This window comes from Clostridiales bacterium (assembly GCA_015243575.1).
GTDB classification, from domain to species: Bacteria; Bacillota; Clostridia; order Peptostreptococcales; family Anaerovoracaceae; genus Anoxybacterium; species Anoxybacterium hadale.
On the sequence record CP042469.1, the window covers coordinates 4,052,282 to 4,069,154 of the forward strand.

At 37.0% G+C, this 16,873-nt stretch carries 16 protein-coding genes; 15 read left to right on the forward strand and 1 reads right to left on the reverse strand.

Annotated elements, in window-relative coordinates; genetic code table 11:
- The first annotated feature begins 104 nt into the window (after positions 1–104).
- Genes murJ through FRZ06_17790 form a run of 5 tightly spaced genes read left to right on the forward strand, consistent with a single transcriptional unit; the run spans position 105 to position 5,152 of the window.
- The gene (gene murJ, locus FRZ06_17770; protein QOX65060.1) at positions 105–1,646 is read left to right on the forward strand and encodes a murein biosynthesis integral membrane protein MurJ; all 1,542 of its coding nucleotides are present in this window, start codon (positions 105–107) and stop codon (positions 1,644–1,646) included.
- Between the two features lie 36 nt (positions 1,647–1,682).
- Positions 1,683–2,291: a sugar transferase gene (locus tag FRZ06_17775; GenBank protein ID QOX65061.1), complete on the forward strand. Its 609-nt coding sequence runs from the start codon at positions 1,683–1,685 to the stop codon at positions 2,289–2,291.
- Between the two features lie 8 nt (positions 2,292–2,299).
- Positions 2,300–2,941, forward strand: coding sequence for a methyltransferase domain-containing protein (locus FRZ06_17780; protein ID QOX65062.1), 642 nt, complete (start codon positions 2,300–2,302; stop codon positions 2,939–2,941).
- Positions 2,938–3,933 carry an ATP-grasp domain-containing protein gene (locus FRZ06_17785; protein ID QOX65063.1) on the forward strand — a complete coding sequence of 332 codons (996 nt, stop codon included), beginning with the start codon at positions 2,938–2,940 and terminating at the stop codon, positions 3,931–3,933. The genes FRZ06_17780 and FRZ06_17785 overlap by 4 nt, the downstream gene beginning before the upstream one ends.
- A gap of 46 nt (positions 3,934–3,979) precedes the next feature.
- Complete coding sequence (locus FRZ06_17790; protein QOX65064.1) at positions 3,980–5,152, forward strand: LegC family aminotransferase; 1,173 nt, start codon at positions 3,980–3,982, stop codon at positions 5,150–5,152.
- A 66-nt stretch (positions 5,153–5,218) separates the two neighbouring features.
- On the opposite strand, the gene FRZ06_17795 is transcribed toward FRZ06_17790, so the two are convergent.
- Entirely contained in the window at positions 5,219–7,213 is a 1,995-nt protein-coding gene (locus FRZ06_17795; GenBank protein ID QOX65065.1) for a hypothetical protein, read from the reverse strand.
- 320 nt (positions 7,214–7,533) lie between these two features.
- Between FRZ06_17795 and FRZ06_17800 the strand changes: the two genes are divergently transcribed.
- The 10 genes from FRZ06_17800 (at position 7,534) to FRZ06_17845 (ending at position 16,867) form a co-directional block, all read left to right on the forward strand.
- Positions 7,534–8,253 (forward strand): ABC transporter permease, encoded by a 720-nt coding sequence (locus tag FRZ06_17800; GenBank protein QOX66004.1) that lies wholly within the window; start codon positions 7,534–7,536, stop codon positions 8,251–8,253.
- A gap of 9 nt (positions 8,254–8,262) precedes the next feature.
- Positions 8,263–8,997 carry an ABC transporter ATP-binding protein gene (locus FRZ06_17805; GenBank protein QOX65066.1) on the forward strand — a complete coding sequence of 245 codons (735 nt, stop codon included), beginning with the start codon at positions 8,263–8,265 and terminating at the stop codon, positions 8,995–8,997.
- 245 nt (positions 8,998–9,242) lie between these two features.
- On the forward strand, positions 9,243–10,271 hold the full coding sequence (locus tag FRZ06_17810) for a glycosyltransferase family 2 protein (GenBank protein ID QOX65067.1): 1,029 nt from the start codon (positions 9,243–9,245) through the stop codon (positions 10,269–10,271).
- Positions 10,243–11,286, forward strand: coding sequence for a LicD family protein (locus FRZ06_17815; protein QOX65068.1), 1,044 nt, complete (start codon positions 10,243–10,245; stop codon positions 11,284–11,286). Before FRZ06_17810 ends, FRZ06_17815 begins: the two co-directional genes overlap by 29 nt.
- A 29-nt stretch (positions 11,287–11,315) precedes the next feature.
- Entirely contained in the window at positions 11,316–12,401 is a 1,086-nt protein-coding gene (locus tag FRZ06_17820; GenBank protein QOX65069.1) for a glycosyltransferase family 8 protein, read from the forward strand.
- A 28-nt stretch (positions 12,402–12,429) separates the two neighbouring features.
- Positions 12,430–13,209 (forward strand): glucose-1-phosphate cytidylyltransferase, encoded by a 780-nt coding sequence (gene rfbF / locus FRZ06_17825; GenBank protein ID QOX65070.1) that lies wholly within the window; start codon positions 12,430–12,432, stop codon positions 13,207–13,209.
- On the forward strand, positions 13,188–14,267 hold the full coding sequence (rfbG, locus tag FRZ06_17830; GenBank protein ID QOX65071.1) for a CDP-glucose 4,6-dehydratase: 1,080 nt from the start codon (positions 13,188–13,190) through the stop codon (positions 14,265–14,267). The genes rfbF and rfbG overlap by 22 nt, the downstream gene beginning before the upstream one ends.
- Positions 14,268–14,278: 11 nt before the next feature.
- The gene (locus tag FRZ06_17835) at positions 14,279–15,202 is read left to right on the forward strand and encodes an NAD(P)-dependent oxidoreductase (GenBank protein ID QOX65072.1); all 924 of its coding nucleotides are present in this window, start codon (positions 14,279–14,281) and stop codon (positions 15,200–15,202) included.
- Positions 15,199–15,774, forward strand: a complete 576-nt coding sequence (rfbC, locus tag FRZ06_17840; GenBank protein ID QOX65073.1) for a dTDP-4-dehydrorhamnose 3,5-epimerase — start codon at positions 15,199–15,201, stop codon at positions 15,772–15,774. The genes FRZ06_17835 and rfbC overlap by 4 nt, the downstream gene beginning before the upstream one ends.
- Positions 15,761–16,867, forward strand: a complete 1,107-nt coding sequence (locus FRZ06_17845; GenBank protein QOX65074.1) for an acyltransferase — start codon at positions 15,761–15,763, stop codon at positions 16,865–16,867. Before rfbC ends, FRZ06_17845 begins: the two co-directional genes overlap by 14 nt.
- The last annotated feature ends 6 nt before the right edge of the window (positions 16,868–16,873 follow it).

The following is a 16,873-nucleotide window of genomic DNA, read 5'->3' on the forward strand; positions in this document are numbered from 1 at the left end:
TAACACTTACTGCGGGCATTCCGAATTCGGAATGCCCGCAGTAAGTGAAAAGATTAAAATTTAATTAGTAGAACAGCATTACACAAATGTGATTGGAGATAATTTTGCGTAAATTGGCATTAACTTCTGCGCAGACAGCCATAATGATGGCAATACTTACGTTAATATCTAAGTTGATTGGATTTGTCAGAGAAATGGTCATGGCTAATTTTTTTGGTACAAGCTTTGTGACCGATGCCTATGCGATGGCCTTTACGATACTGACATTGTTGTTTGGTGGTATTATCGCAGCAATCTCAACAGCATATATGCCATTATATTCTAATATAGTTGTGAACCGTGGAAAAACCGAAGGGGATCAATTTACAAGTAAAGTAATAAATCTTTTATTTTCATTAACAGCACTTATTTCACTCTTGGGCATATTTTTTTCTGATCAGATAATCTCCATATTTGCCAGTGGGTTTGTTGGTGAAACAGCCAGTCTTGCCAGCTATTTTATTAAGGTTTTATTTTCGTATGTAATTTTTTCATCTGCTGCGGGAATTTTAGAATCTTATCTTCAGTATAAAGGAGTATTTCTTCCGCAGATTATAACGGGGTATTTGATTAGTATCTGCACGATTGCCGCAATAATAGTAAGCGCATATGTTAGTTATTATTATCTGGCTTTTGGACTTCTAATTGGATATGCACTGCGGCTCGTCTCGATATTAATAATCGTTAAGAAAAACCAATTCCAATATCATTTTGTAACGAAACCTGACCAGGAGTTTAATAAAATATTGCGCATGGCAATACCAACTTATATTGGAAGTTCCATGCTTTATATAAATCAATTCATTGATAAGACTTTGGCTTCTCGCTTGATTGAAGGGAGTATTTCCGCCTTAAATTATGCGTGGCTCCTCAATGGGGTTATAATAGGTATAACAATTACCATATTATCAACTATCATATATCCTAAACTAACCAATGCTAACTCGCTGGCACAGTATGATAGATTTAATGCGATTATAAAAAAGGGCATGAATATTGTGCTGTTAATAGCGCTGCCTTGCTCTCTTGGAGCTATGGTATATAGCCAGCCTATCGTCCGAATTGTGTTTGAACGAGGTGCCTTTGATTCTACTGCGACGGCCATGACGAGCTCTGCATTCTTTTATTATTCAATGGGAATGCTGTTTATGTCAGCCAATGAGCTTATCACCAAGGCGTATTATTCAATTCACGATATGAAACTACCAATGATTTTCGCGGCAATTACTGTTATCATTAATATTTCTTTATGTCTGGTATTTTTAACCTTTATGGATCACAGCGGATTGGCCCTAGCGACAAGTATTGCATCGTTCTGTAATCTAATTCTGCTAAGCCTGGGAATCAGGCGGAAATACCCACATATTAAATTGTATGATAGTAAAAGTAAAATAATAAAAACCATTATAGCTGCAATGGTCTCGGTTGGGGCATCTTATGCAATATATATGCTTGTTGGATTTCTTCTAATTGATACTTTTATAGTGAATTGCACACAGCTAGGCCTGTCTGTATTATCTGCTTTAATAATTTATTATGTTATTTTGAAGATATATGATTTCGAGGAACTAGAGTTACTGAAATCAGTATTTAGAAGAAATAATTAGACTGATAAATAATAAGAATTTAACAGGGGAATCTTGATGTATAGAAAACATTTCAAAGGGCTGATCGATCGTACCCTTGCCCTAATTTCATTAATGTTATTATTTCCGCTATTAGTATTTCTGGGGATATTAATTCGTTCAAAACTTGGAAGTCCGATTTTCTTCAAGCAGAAGCGCCCTGGAAAAGATGAAGAAATTTTTACATTGTACAAATTCAGAAGTATGAGCAATAAAAAAGATGATAAAGGTGAGCTTCTGTCAGATGAGATAAGGTTGGGTCGCTTTGGTAAATTTTTAAGGAGTTCATCAATGGATGAGCTTCCAGAATTGTGGAATATCTTGAAAGGGGAAATGAGCTTTGTGGGGCCAAGACCCTTGTTGATCAAATATTTGAACCGCTACACACCGGAGCAAGCACGGCGGCATGAAGTAAAGCCTGGACTTACTGGTTGGGCTCAAGTGAACGGGAGAAATTCCATCGGTTGGGAGGAGAAATTTAAGTTGGATGTTTGGTATGTTGATAACTACACACTAGGCCTAGACTTAAAAATCATAGCATTAACGTTCATAAAAGTATTTAAACGGGCAGATATAACTTCCCAGCATGACGTGACAATGGAGGAGTTTTTGGGTACAAAGGAGTGATCTGTTTCATGGAAAATGGTATACAGCGTTATAGAAGGTATTTAAGATTCTTATTAGTATGGATACTAAAAGAGAAACCAAGAGGGTTGGACTTCACTATGCGAAAGAAAGCGAGTGAATCTGAATTCGCTGCCGGTTATCATGGATATTCAGTTACTCCAGAAATGCACTTTCGAAAAGTTATGAGTTATTTTATTATAAGCCCAACAGACAACTTTCTGGACGTTGGATGTGGAAAAGGTTCCGTGCTAAAGCTTGCAAGCGAGTATCCCTTTGGAAGAATCGAAGGGGTAGAATATCAGGCAGACCTGGCTCAAATCGCACGAAAGAATTTAAAAAAGCTAGCCTTGGATACTCGTATCAGTATTGTTTGTATGGATGCTCTTAAATACAATGATTATGATATGTTCCAGTACTTCTACCTATTTAATCCATTCGGAGAGGATTTATTTTCGAAATTTCTAGACATTGTTGCGGAGAGTATTGCCAATAAACCGAGATCTATTGTTTTGATTTATCATAATCCGCTCTATCATGAACTGGTACTGAAGAGTAACTTATTTAAATTAAAGTATGAAGAGTATGACCACCTTAAAAACTATTGGACATATATTTACCAATATGAATACAATAAGAAGGAGTCAGTATGAGCTATAATTTTCTATTTTGCAGTTCTGGCAGAAGAAATTCGTTGTTGGAGATCTTCAAAAATGAGTTCGGCAGACAGGGAGAAATCATAGCCTGTGATTTCTCAGAATACTCACCAGCAATGCATACTGCGCATAAAAGATATACTGTGCCGTCAATTAATGATGAACGTTATATTGCTACGATTTTAGGTATTTGTATGAAGAACAATGTTAAGGGATTGACCACATTAATTGACCCAGAGATAGAGCTGCTGAGTAAAAACCAGAGAATTTTTCAAGAAAACGGAATTCTGGTCTTTGGCCCTTCTCATGAAACTGCTAAGGTTTGCTATGATAAGTACAGCACATATCAACATCTTGAGAAAAATGGGATTCCTTGTGTAAAGTCCTATTTGCCATCTGAGATCCGTTATAAAATTGAGGAGTTTATTTCAGCAGGACGGCCCCTGTTTGCAAAGCCACGCTGCGGCAGCGGAAGTGTGGGTATTAAGAAAATCGCGCCACATGAGGCGCTTGAAGCAGAGCTATATACCGATGAAGGCTATGTCATTCAGGAGTATATGTCAGGTGAGGAATATGATGCAGATATTTATATTGATATGATCAGCGAAGAAATGGTTTCAGTATTTTGTAAGAAAAAATTGTCTATGAAAATCGGCGGAGCAGATAAGACCATCTCTGTGAAAGATGAGCGACTGATTTCCTTAGTTGATCAAGTTTTACTTGCTTTTGATTTTGCTGGCCCCATCGATATTGATTTTTTTTATCAGGATGGTGAGTACTTAGTGTCTGAAATCAATCCAAGGTTCGGTGGCGGGTATTTACATGCTTACGGCTGCGGCGTAAGCTTCCCAAAGCTAATATTAAATAATATGATGGGAAAATCCAATCCCAGAGAACTATTTCAATATGAGGAAAATATGGTCATGATGATGTATGACAGCTATCTTATTAAACGTCTGGATGAAATTAATCGTGTGGTCAAAGGCTAAAAGGGTAGGATTTTTCGCAAGTCTTAATAAAATAAAGGAAAAAGATATGAGTAAAAGAATTGAACTCTCCGTTCCGAATTTGAATATTGAAATTCTGGAAAATTTACGCGAGTGCATTGAAACCGGCTGGGTTTCAACGGGCGGGCGCTTTATCGCGGAATTTGAGCAGAAAATGGCATCTTATGTAGGTGTAAAAGAAGCCGTTTCAACGCAGAGCGGTACTGCAGGGCTGCACCTTGCTCTGAACGTATTAGGGGTAGCGCCTGGTGATGAAGTGATTGTGCCTACCTTAACATTTATCGCCGCAGTAAATCCTGTACGCTATGTGGGAGCAGAGCCGATTTTTATGGATTGCGATGATTACTTTTGTATAGATGCCAATAAATTGGAACGATTTTGCAAAGAAGAGTGCAAGCTAGAAAATAATAAACTGATTAATCGTCTGACTGGCAGAACTATTTCAGCAGTGGTTGTTGTTCATGTTTTTGGCAATCTGGCAAATATGAGTAAGATCATGGATATCGCAAAGAGATATCACCTGAAGATCTTAGAGGACGCGACGGAGGCGCTAGGAAGCTACTATGTCGGGGGGCGTTATAAAGGATGCTTTGCTGGAACCGTGGGTGATATTGGGGTATACTCGTTTAATGCCAATAAAATTATTACAACCGGCGGCGGCGGTATGGTGGTGTCTCGAAACAAAACCTATATTGACAAAGTAAAGTATCTAAGTCTGACTGCGAAAGATGATCCTTTATTTTTTATACACAATGAAGTTGGGTACAATTACCGAATGTTGAATCTCCAAGCCGCTTTGGGTGTAAGTCAGATTGCAGAACTGGAGGAATTTATTAAAATCAAGCATCGGAATTATGAACGCTACGTGCAGAGATTATCCGGAGTAAACGGCTTGAGCATTTTGCCTTTCTCATCTGATATCAGGTCTAATTATTGGTTTTATTCATTGCTGATAGAAGAACAGATAGTTGGAGTGAGCAGGGATAAATTGATGGAAGCACTGATCGCACAGGAAATCCAATGCCGTCCGGTATGGAAACTGGTTCATACTCAAAAACCTTACCAGCGCTGTCAAGCCTATGATTTGGAAAAAGCTTATAGGTACGAAACACAGATTTTGAATGTTCCATGTTCTACAAGTTTGAATTTGGAAGACGTGGATTTTGTCTGTGATAAAATCTTGAAGTATAGTAACGGATAACAAACACCCCTAGGGTTGTAATGGCAATCTTAGGGGTGTTTGTTTTTCTACTGCTAAGCTAGGTGATTATTCCGGATGACTCCCATTTGTATTCTTAATCATCATGTTGATCGATATTCCTGTGCCTAATAAACCATAAAACATAGGCATAACCGATACCGAACTGTCATTTACAAGACCAGAGACAATAAAGCCAAAGATTCCTAAAAATATACCCACTCCGCAGAAAGCGATAAAATCATAGTCCAATCTTTTGCTATAAATTCGTATGCTTTGAATGATATAGCCTAGCAAAAGGGAAAGAAACGCTAGCAGTGAAATGCCGCCAGTGCCTATGACCATCCCCATAAACATATTATGAGGCTTATCCACTATTGTGTTGATATTCCAGCCTGCATTATATTTCCCGGCATAATCCTCCTGCGGGAAGTAGATACAGTAGGTATCGGCGCCATGCCCTATGAAAAGGGTTTCTTGCATCATAGGAATTGTTCTTGACCAGATGTACCCCCGTCCACTTCCAAACGCCTGATTGTTTTCCCAGCCAATGGCGGGAATCTTATGGAGGCTTACTGTTTTTCCGTAGCTCGTTATATATCTAGGACCATCAGGCGTAAGCATAAAAGGCCAATCATCACCATCGGTTTGTATGACAAACAAGCGATTTCCCGCCTCGTCTTTGGCAGGATAAAGTGTAAACTGCTCAAAACGATCATCTTCGACTTTGTAGACCGGTGATGTTTCTGTGGGAGCCAAAGGCAGTAAGTTGCCAGAAGAATCGTAAGGGTAAACCTCCAAGGGATTTTTATAATTTGTTAAAAACTCAATCACCTCACCATCGATGCTGAAACGAATTAAATCATTTTCCGTTTCGATGTAGTCGATCTTAAATGATTTCGTTCCAATATCAGATGTGTTCCCAAGATTCGCAGATGACTTCCTTGATTCATCTGCCGTCGATTGTTGTGGCATTCCAAGAACACCGCGCACAGCTTGATTCAATTCAGGTATCCATCGATCATAGCTCATGCCTGCTACAATTATTGTTAAAAGGAGCAGGATCGCAACGGGCTTCCGCCATTGCACAATTCTTTTGTTTAGAATTATGATTGCAATAAGGATTACAATTCCCATTCCAAGGAAGCCTCCCGATGAAGAAGAACCTATTAAGTTGTATACAAGCAAAGTAAACAACGCACCAAGTGTGATTTTTTTCCAAAGAACTTCTTCTTTTCCGCGCATAAAAGATCGGATAAAAAGTAATCCGAACAAGGGGATCAGCAACGTTAAATAGAAGGACACATAGTTGATATTATATACCGTCTGATAAACCTCACGATTCTTAAAGGTGAAATTAAGTGTATCAACCCGATCCCAGAACCAGCTTGGGGTAATGAATTTTTTGCCAATTGAGGTTCTAAAAAAGTCATGATTAAATGCCTGGGTCAAACCTAACAAGCTCAATAAAATGCTGGAACCCGCCAGCGTGTATACGAGCTGGCGAACATTTGCCTCAGAATTGACAACATTAATAATAAAAAAGAGCATAACCATGTATGCAACTAGAGTTAGAGTTCCTTCAAAACGATCATTCCATCCCAAAAGTGCAATGCCTTTGTAATCCGAGGAAAGCTGGGATAAAAGAACAAAGGCAGTATAGACAATCATCGGGATATAGAAATTACTTCGCTTAATATAAAATGATTGGGTAAATACTCGATATAAAAGAAGGATAAACGCCAAGGCAACACATACCAGTATCCCAACCATTTTGTAATAGCTAAAAAAGTCTGTCAACTGGCTGCTTCCTCCACTCCAAAAAAATTGATCCATAGACCGTTCGTAGGATGCCATCCTGGTAATCATAATAACAATAGCGGTAAAAAAAAGCGCAGGGATCATCTGGAAAATATTCGTCGATTCATTGATGCTTGGTGCATAAGCCATGCGGAACAAATAGCTGTTAGCTTGAACCGCCTTTTCGCCCTTAAGGTTACCATCTTTTGTTTTTTCGTATTTCTTATCCCTTAAATTACTAATGTCTGTTTTCCCTTTTGACATTGGGTTTTCCTCCTAATTGTATTCTATCTAAATCGTTGAAAATTTAATGTTTATAACTATATTATTATAATATATGGTAAAAAATCATTCAAGTAATATTGAAATATACGGTAATGGGTTGGCAAGTCATGCTATGTAATGTAAAATAGAAGTTGCTGGTTAATGAGACGCGATTCATAAAAGAAGCATTTATCTTGCAAACTTAGTGCAATATTAATAAATATAAATTGGAATTGGAGAATAGGGGTTTGAATCATAAGGCGATCAAAGAATATTGGGCTACCTTTTGGAAATACAAAGAATTATTAAAAGAGCTTGTTATGAGGGATTTGAAGGTGAAATACAGGCGGTCGGTATTGGGGTATATTTGGAGTATACTGAATCCCCTGCTGATGATGCTTATCATGTCTATCTTCTTTTCCTATATGTTTCGATATAAGATTGACAATTATCCGGTTTACCTGATTTGCGGACAAGTTATCTATAATTTTTATTCGGATTCCACAAAGCTTTCTATGAATTCCATATTGCACGGCGGGGCATTGATCAAGAAAGTGAAACTGCCAAAGTATATTTTTCCGATGGCAAGAACGGCATCCTCATTTGTGAACATGCTGTTTTCTCTCGTAGCAGTTATTTTGGTTATGGTAATTACAAGGGCGCCCATTTCCCCTACGATTTTATTATTCCCACTGCCGTTATTTTATCTGTTTTTTATTTCAATGGGGATAGGCATGATTTTATCGGTATTGGTGGTTTATTTCAGAGATATGGTGCATCTTTACGGAGTGTTTCTCTTGGCATTGATGTATGCCTCTCCGATTTTTTACCCGATTTCCGCGTTGCCTCCTTCGGCGGTGATTATTATTAAGTTCAATCCGTTGTACCACATCATGGTGATGTTCCGGGATGTGATGTATTATGGAAATTTGCCATCGTTGAGGGATAATCTTGTTTGTATGGCGTTTACGGCGCTCTCTATGGGGCTTGGCTTGTTCTTCTTTAAAAAGTATCAAGATAATCTTGTTTTAAATATTTAGGAGCGATCTATGACGGAATATGCTATAGAAGTAAATGATGTGACGATGCGCTATAATCTGGCCAGAGAAAAAGTGGACAGCTTAAAAGAGTATTTTGTCAGAAATATAAAAAAGAATAATCAGAGGGACGAGTTCTATGCAGTAAAAAACGTCTCTTTCAAAATAGAAAAAGGTGACTCCTTTGCTATCGTCGGTTCCAATGGATCAGGGAAAAGCACTTTGCTCAAAATGATAGCAGGGATATACAAGCCTACACAAGGGAATATCATTGTTCGGGGAACCATTGCGCCAATGATAGAGCTTGGCGCTGGATTTGACAGCGATTTGACCGCTGCGGAAAATGTCTTTTTGAACGGAGCTGTATTAGGCTATTCCCGTGCATACATGAAGCAATATTACGAAGGTATTATTGATTTTGCAGAACTATGGGAGTTTGTCGATGTTCCGGTTAAGAACTACTCTTCCGGGATGAAAGCAAGATTAGGATTTTCTATAGCAACAGCGGTGCAGCCGGATATCTTGATCGTGGATGAAATACTGTCTGTGGGAGATGCAAATTTCCGAAAGAAATGCGAGCAGAGAATGGGCGAAATGAAGGATCGAGGGACGACAATGATTTTGGTTTCACATTCCATGGAGCAGGTGTTGAAAACTTGCAATAAGGCGATGTGGATTAACAAAGGGGATATGATGTGTATTGGGGATGTGGAGGAAGTTCAGAAATATTACTCTGCATCAATATAAAAGAGGCATAAGCTTAGTTAGATAAAATCGGATTAAAAGCTAAAGTGGCTTATTGAGTAGTGCTCAAACTTAATGTAGTATAAGGGGATTATTCAGAAGAAATAGAATTTAATGGATAAATTCATTAGACAACGTCATATGCTAACCCCTTTTTTAAAATTGAAGTTCATATAAATTTCAAAATATGATATCCTGATAATATTGCGAGATAAATGAAGTTTTTTTATGGAGTATAGGATGTACTGATGAAAGACTATCCCAAAATTACAATTATTATACCGATTTATAATGCGGAATTGCATTTAGAAGAATGCTTATTTTCAGTAACAAATCAGACATATGAAAATCTGGAAATTATTTGCATTAATGATGGATCAACTGATACTTCCGCTAAAATTATTGAGAATGCAATGATTGGCGACAGAAGGATTAAATTGATAAATCAGGATAATAGAGGAGTTGCTTCAGCAAGAAATGTGGGGATTAAGGAAGCAAGGGGAAAATATATTTGCTTTGTTGATGCAGATGATTTGTTGAGTTTTAATGCATGTGAAATTTTAAGCCAAGAAACACTAGATGAAGCCGTGGATATAGTTGTATTTGGGGCACAAATCATTACTAACTCAACGCAAATACCTCAATTTTTTATTGATGCAATCTCTCCTAGAAAGAAAAAATATTCTGAATTCAAAAAAGAAGCTTTGTTCGACGAAAAAGGAGCGTGCCCTTTTGTTTGGAATAGTATGTATCGTAGAGACTTTCTTTATAATTATTCTCTTTTTTTTGATGAAAGTATAATACTTGGAGAAGACCATGCTTTTAAATTCATATCTTTTCCACGTGCTAGGGGAATACTCTTCATCGAAAAAAAAATATACTACTATCGTTATTTGTCGAGGAATTCTTCTATGAGGAAATTGACTTTACATCAAAACCATTTATGTGCGTACCACCTTAAGCTTATTAATTCTATTGCAAGCACATGGAAAAGAAGAGGTGATATGCATGATATGTCACTTGATTTCTTATCATGGTGTATAGACTTTATGGCATATGATATCCTTTCATTGCCATTCAAACAATATTCATCTAACTCTAAAAATTTAATAAAAATTTTGAATGAAAATGATGCGTTGCAGTTTAAGAAGAACTTAAAGCTGAAACAAAAGCTTAAAATTACTGCTTTCAGTAATGTGTTTCTGTGGATAGTTTTTTCATTATATTACAAATTAAAGGAGTTTTCCGATGTCAAAAAAATTGAAAACAATCTGTAAAAAAATACTATCAGACGTAAGCCCAAGCTTTAGAAAAATGTTAGCGATACAAAAGAAGCTTGAAGGAGTTGAGCGGCAACTTATAGCAATCGAACAAACAATAAATAATTATCAACTACGTAATCAGGCGATGCTTTGGCTAGCTATTCCTCAAAAAGTTACCTCTTTGAACACTGTTCAAAGAAACTTTTGGATAAACTATCCCAAATCGGAAGGTGACCTACGAATTCTTCAAAAAGGGAACATGTACATACTGAAAGAATTAAAGGAAATCTGCGATCAAAATGGAATTCAATTTTGGTTACATGGAGGGACTTTAATAGGGGGGATACGGCATGGTGGCTGTATTCCCTGGGATGATGACGTCGATATAGCAATGCTACGCAGTGATGTTGAGAATCTATACAATTTACTCAAAGATGACGATCAATTTCAACTTAATATTTATTATCATGATGATGAAAAGTTTTCACGCGCATACCAATTTAAACTGAGAAATCAAGAAATTCCTTGTTTTGTTGATATCTTTATTTTTGATTTTTGTCGTTGTGATTTACCAAAAGGAGAATTATCATTTAAACAACATTATCATAAAATCAGAAATAAAATGATTAGTGAGTTTTGCTCGATCGAACCCCGATTAATTGTTGAGGATATAGGGTGCTGGCATTTTGGGCCGTTTAAGGAAGAGGATAAAAAACTGGCAGATAACATAATTAATAATGCACTAAAGGAAATGGGAGACTATAATCAAGGTAATGCGGTTTATTACAGTATTGAGAACTACCCCTTTCCATATCCAGTTATCCCAATAGATTCGATTTTCCCTACGAACAAATGTTCTTTCGAGGGCATTGAAGTTAACATTCCAAAGGATGTTGATCTTTATTTAAAAGGTTATGGCGATTATTGGCAAATTCCTGCAGATATCGAAAAAGCGCCCCATTTTTATTATTTTAAAGACCATATTGAGGCAATAGATGATTTTTTGAAAAAAAAAGCTTTTGATGTTTAGTCGTACATGGTATAAATTAGGAGAAAAAAATGAGTCATAATAACTGCACAGAATTAATCCCTGCATTTTCTAAAAATAATATCGCTATATGTTTGGCCTCAAGTAATGAATACACTCCATTTGTAAGTGTTGTTATACAATCAATGATAGAAAATTCATCTATAGAATATAATTATGATATTATTATTTTGAACACAAATATTTCAGACAGAAATATTGAATTAATGGGGTCGATAATTGCCAATAGAGAAAATTTTTCTTTGAGATTCGTAGACATTACAGGCTATGTTGAAGGTTTATCCTTTTATACGTGGGCACACTTTACAAAATTTACTTACTATAGATTAATTGTGCATGATGTTATGCGGAATTACTCGAAGGTCATTTACCTAGACAGTGACATAATTATTAATTGTGATATTGCAATTTTATTTGAGACAAAAATAGAAGGTTACTTATTAGCTGCATGCAGGGACACACATGTGATTGGGCGATTAAATAATCCCTCACCTAACAGAGAGAAAAGTTACTATACAGAAAAGTTGGGTTTGAAAGATTTGACATCTTACTTCCAGTGTGGAGTCATACTTTTTAATATAGTAGAGATGTGTAATAAATTTAAAGAAGGTGAACTAATTAAAGAAGCATCCTCCAGAGAGTTGATGTGGCTTGATCAGGATTTGTTAAATATACTCTGCCAAGATAGGGTCAAGTACTTGAATAATTCATGGAATGTGATGGTTTTTAATACCGTAAATGACATAGATGAATACTTTTTACCTGAACCATATTACGAAGAATATTTCACAGCTCGTAAATGTCCTAATATTATTCATTATATTGGAAGGAGCATCCCCTGCTATAATCCTCATATTGATATGAATGATTATTTTTGGAAGTATGCGCGGAAATCTCCATACTATGAAATCATGATATCAATAATGATAGATTTTAAGGTTGCGATTGCCTTTAATAAATATAGAAAGATTAATTCGTTAAAAGGCAGGCTTAAGAATAAACTTATAATTCCGGCTGTTAATGTTTTTCTTCCAAAGGGAACCAAACGACGCGCTTCCATGAAACATTTTTATTTCAGACTCCGAGGATGGGAGTAGATAATACAAATAAAAGGAGATATTTGTTATGAAAATAGTAATATTAGCTGGTGGTTTTGGAACCAGAATTTCAGAAGAAAGTCATCTTAAGCCAAAGCCAATGATTGAAATTGGTGAGCAACCCATTTTATGGCACATAATGAAATCATATTCGTATTATGGCTTCAATGATTTTATCATTTGCTGCGGATATAAAGATTATGTTATAAAAGAATACTTTGCAGACTACTATCTTCATCGTTCAGATATCACATTTGATTTTTCAAATAATAATGAAATGATAATACATAATAACATTGCAGAGCCTTGGCGTGTTACAGTTGTTGATACTGGTTTAAATACGATGACAGGTGGACGCATTAAACGGGTAAAGAAATACATAGATGATGATACTTTTATGCTGACATATGGTGACGGAGTATGCGATATAAATCCGAACAATTTAATAGAGTTTCATAGAAAGAACGGGAAAATGGCTACTTTGACCGCGATTCAACCGGGAAGTCGGTTTGGAACGCTAGATATCTCAGAAGATAAATGTGTAAAGAGATTTGCGGAAAAAAATAAAGAAGATGGAGGTTGGATTAACGCAGGATTTATGGTCTTGGAGCCATCGGTAATTGATTATATCGAGGGAGATAATACAATATTTGAGAGAGGTCCACTAGAATCTCTTTCAGCAGAAGATCAATTAGCTGCTTATCAATATGATGGTTTCTGGCAATGCATGGATACCTTACGGGACAAGCTATATCTGGAAGAATTGATTGAAAAGGGGAATGCGCCATGGATGGTGTGGGAAAAATAATAGATCCTTCTTTTTATAAAGATAAAAAAATACTAGTTACTGGACATACCGGATTTAAAGGTTCCTGGATGTGTAAGGTTCTAATTATGAATGGTGCACAAGTAATAGGTTATGCTCTGGAACCTCCAACCCTTCCGAGTCTGTTTGCTGTTGCAAATATCGACACTTCGATTACTTCGATTATAGGAGACATCAGAGATTTACAATTATTAAAAGATACAATGCAACAGTTTCAACCTGAAATTATTATCCACATGGCGGCGCAGCCAATTGTACGAGAGAGTTATCTTAACCCGGTATATACGTATGAGACAAATGTAATGGGTACGGTTAACATTTTAGAGGCAGTTCGTTGTTGCCATAGCGTTAAATCTGTTATTAATGTAACAACAGATAAAGTCTATAAGAATAATGAATGGGAGTGGGGATACCGAGAAAATGACAGCTTAGACGGTTATGATCCTTATTCGAATTCCAAATCATGTTCAGAATTAGTTACGAGTTCGTATAGAAACTCTTTTTTTACGGGCCGAGATATTGCGATTTCGACCTGCAGGGCGGGCAATGTCATTGGTGGAGGTGACTTTGCAAAAGATCGCATCATTCCTGATTGTGTCCGGGCAATGGAGAAGAAGATTGATATTAATGTCAGAAATCCTTATTCTACTCGACCTTATCAGCACGTTCTGGAACCTGTCTATGCATATTTAATGGTCGCGCAAAAACAATATGAAAATCGGCCTAGGTATGAAGGTTGCTATAATATTGGACCAGATGACAGAGACTGTGTAACTACGGGAACATTAGTTGATTTATTCTGTAAATACTGGGGAGATCAAGCAACTTGGAATGATCTTTCGGAAGAAAATGCACCGCATGAAGCTAGCTTTTTAAAGCTGGACTGTTCAAAATTAAAGAAAGTTTATGCTTGGGAGCCCTCTTGGAATATTGAGCAAGCCATCGAAAAAACAGTAGAATGGAGTAAGGCATACTTATCTAAACAGAATATCGAATTAATAATGGAAAAACAGATTAAAGAGTATATGGAATTAGAATGAGGTAGTGTGAATTGAAAAAGGTAATAGTAACTGGTGCAACAGGGTTTGTTGGACAGGCACTAACAGGAGAATTGCTGGATCAAGGTATCTCAGTAATTGCTGTCATCAGGCAAGATAGCCGTAATAAGCTTCCTGTTCATGACCAATTAGAGGTGGTATACTGTGATTTAAACAGCATAGAAGAATTGAAAAATTGGATTAGTACTACAGATATAGATACCTTTTATCATTTGGCTTGGGATGGTTCGGCTGGCGCGAAACGAGCAGATACTGCCCTCCAGCTTCAAAACGCCCAATGGACGGTTGACTGTATAAGAGTAGCAAAAGAATTGGGGTGCAAGCGTTTCATTTGCGCAGGCAGCATTATGGAGCATGAGACCATGGCAGCAGCTTATACGAGAGGTAACAAGCCAGGATTGGGCTACATCTACGGTGGCGGAAAATTAATCGCTCATGTCATGTCAATGGCAGTCGCTGCTGACATAGGTATGGAACTTATATGGGCGGAGATAACCAATGCATATGGTCCTGGAGAGACAAGCCCCAGATTGGTAAACTCTACAATCCGTAAGTGTATTAATGGGGAAAGCCCTCAGTTTACCTCGGGAACTCAAAACTATGACTTTGTTTACATAGATGATGTCGCGCGGGCGTTTTACTTAATTGGTAAGAACGGGAAGCCCTTTAATGAGTATATAATAGGAAGTTCATTAGCTCGTCCTCTAAAGGAATTTCTGCTGGAAATGAAAGAGTCTATAGCGCCGGAATTGGATTTTGATTTTGGAGATATCCCCTTTACTGGCATTGACCTTCCTCTGTCGAAGTTTGATTGCTCGGCTACTGAAGCGGATACAGGCTTTCGAGCTGAGATAAGCTTTGCAGAAGGCACATGGAGAACCATGGAGTGGATAAAGGAGCAGGAGAAGCATAAATGAACACAAAATTCGCATTTAGTGAGACGACAATACCAGGATTAATAGAGGTTACGCCTTTTCATGCTGAGGATGTAAGAGGTTCTTTTACAAAAGACTATTCAAAAGAGGTTTTTGAGCAAAACGGAATAATTTATGATCTTGCAGAGGTTTTTTATACAACATCACACACGGGAGTAATACGCGCATTACACTTTCAGAGAGAGAAGCAGCAGCCCAAACTTGTACGTTGTATTTGGGGAAGTATTTATGATGTGGTTGTTGACCTCAGGAAGGACAGCCCATCATTTAAAAGATGGCTGGGATTTGAGCTTAACGGAGAGAATCACAGAGAACTCCTGATTCCGGAAGGCTGTGCTCATGGTTATCTCGTGTTGGAGAAGTCAGTGGTCTCCTATAAATGTGCGGAAAAATTCTATGGAGAATATGATGATGGTATTATGTGGAATGACCAGGATATAAGCATTAACTGGCCAATCGAGCTTGTTGGAGGAATAGAAAATATAATTCTGGCCGAAAAGGATAAAAACCTTCAGACGTTTTCTGAATTTAGGGAGAAATATGGGGGGTTTTGATTCCATGCGTAAGTATGATAGGAACTATGCTATAGATTTTTTAAGATTTATCTTTAGTATCATCGTCGTAATGACACATACGAATGGCTTGAGACCACCTGATAAGAACAGTTATCCTTTTGTAGGAGGGTATCTGGCTGTTGAGTTTTTTCTTATCTTATCAGGATTTTTTATGATGCAATCAATATACTCAAGCGATGATAAGGTAGATAAAGAGAATTACGGCAGACAATCTCTGGAATTTATTTTCATGAAGATGAAGCCCATATTTCCATATTATATATGGTCATTACTATCATATCTAGCTGTTTACAATTTCCTAAACTCTTTTAGCAGTTACGAGTTTCTGAAAAACATTACATATTCCTTTTTCGAATTATTCATGCTTCAGATGACGGGAATCAGTCAAGTGGTTTATAATGCTCCAACTTGGTATCTATCGGCTTTGTTGCTAAGCATGCCAGTATTGTATTACCTTGGCTTAAAAAATAAGGACTTCTTAATTTATATATTCGCTCCAGTGTTTGTGATTCTAATATATGGATTTTTTTCCCAGTCTTTTGGACAAATGGATGTATGGAATAATTATATCTTAGTTGCAAAAGCTGGAGTGCTAAGAGGAATTGCGGGTTTGTGTGTAGGTATCGTTTGCTATAGTATTTACCTAAAGATCAGTAAATTGAAATTTTCAAAACGGCAAAGGCTTATAATGACCATATTAGAGATACTGGGCTATCTTGCAGTTATTATAATTTTGTTTATGAAAGGTCACAGCCGATTGGATTTTATTCTCATTTTTGCTATTGCTGCTCTCATTTTGATTACTTTAAGTGGACAAAGCTATACTCAGGGATTTTTGAACAATAGAGTCTCCTACTGGCTAGGACAGTTTAGCATACCTTTATATTTAACTCACTGGACGATCAGATTTGTTGTGCCCAAGGTGTTTGATCAAGGTTCTTATTGGGAGTGGATGCCAATTTATTTAGTATTATCAATGGTCTATGCAGGAGTCGTATTTGGTGCTTATATCTACGCTAAGTATAAATTTCAACTAAGCAAATTCAGAACAAAAATAATGAGCGAAACCTAGGAAATA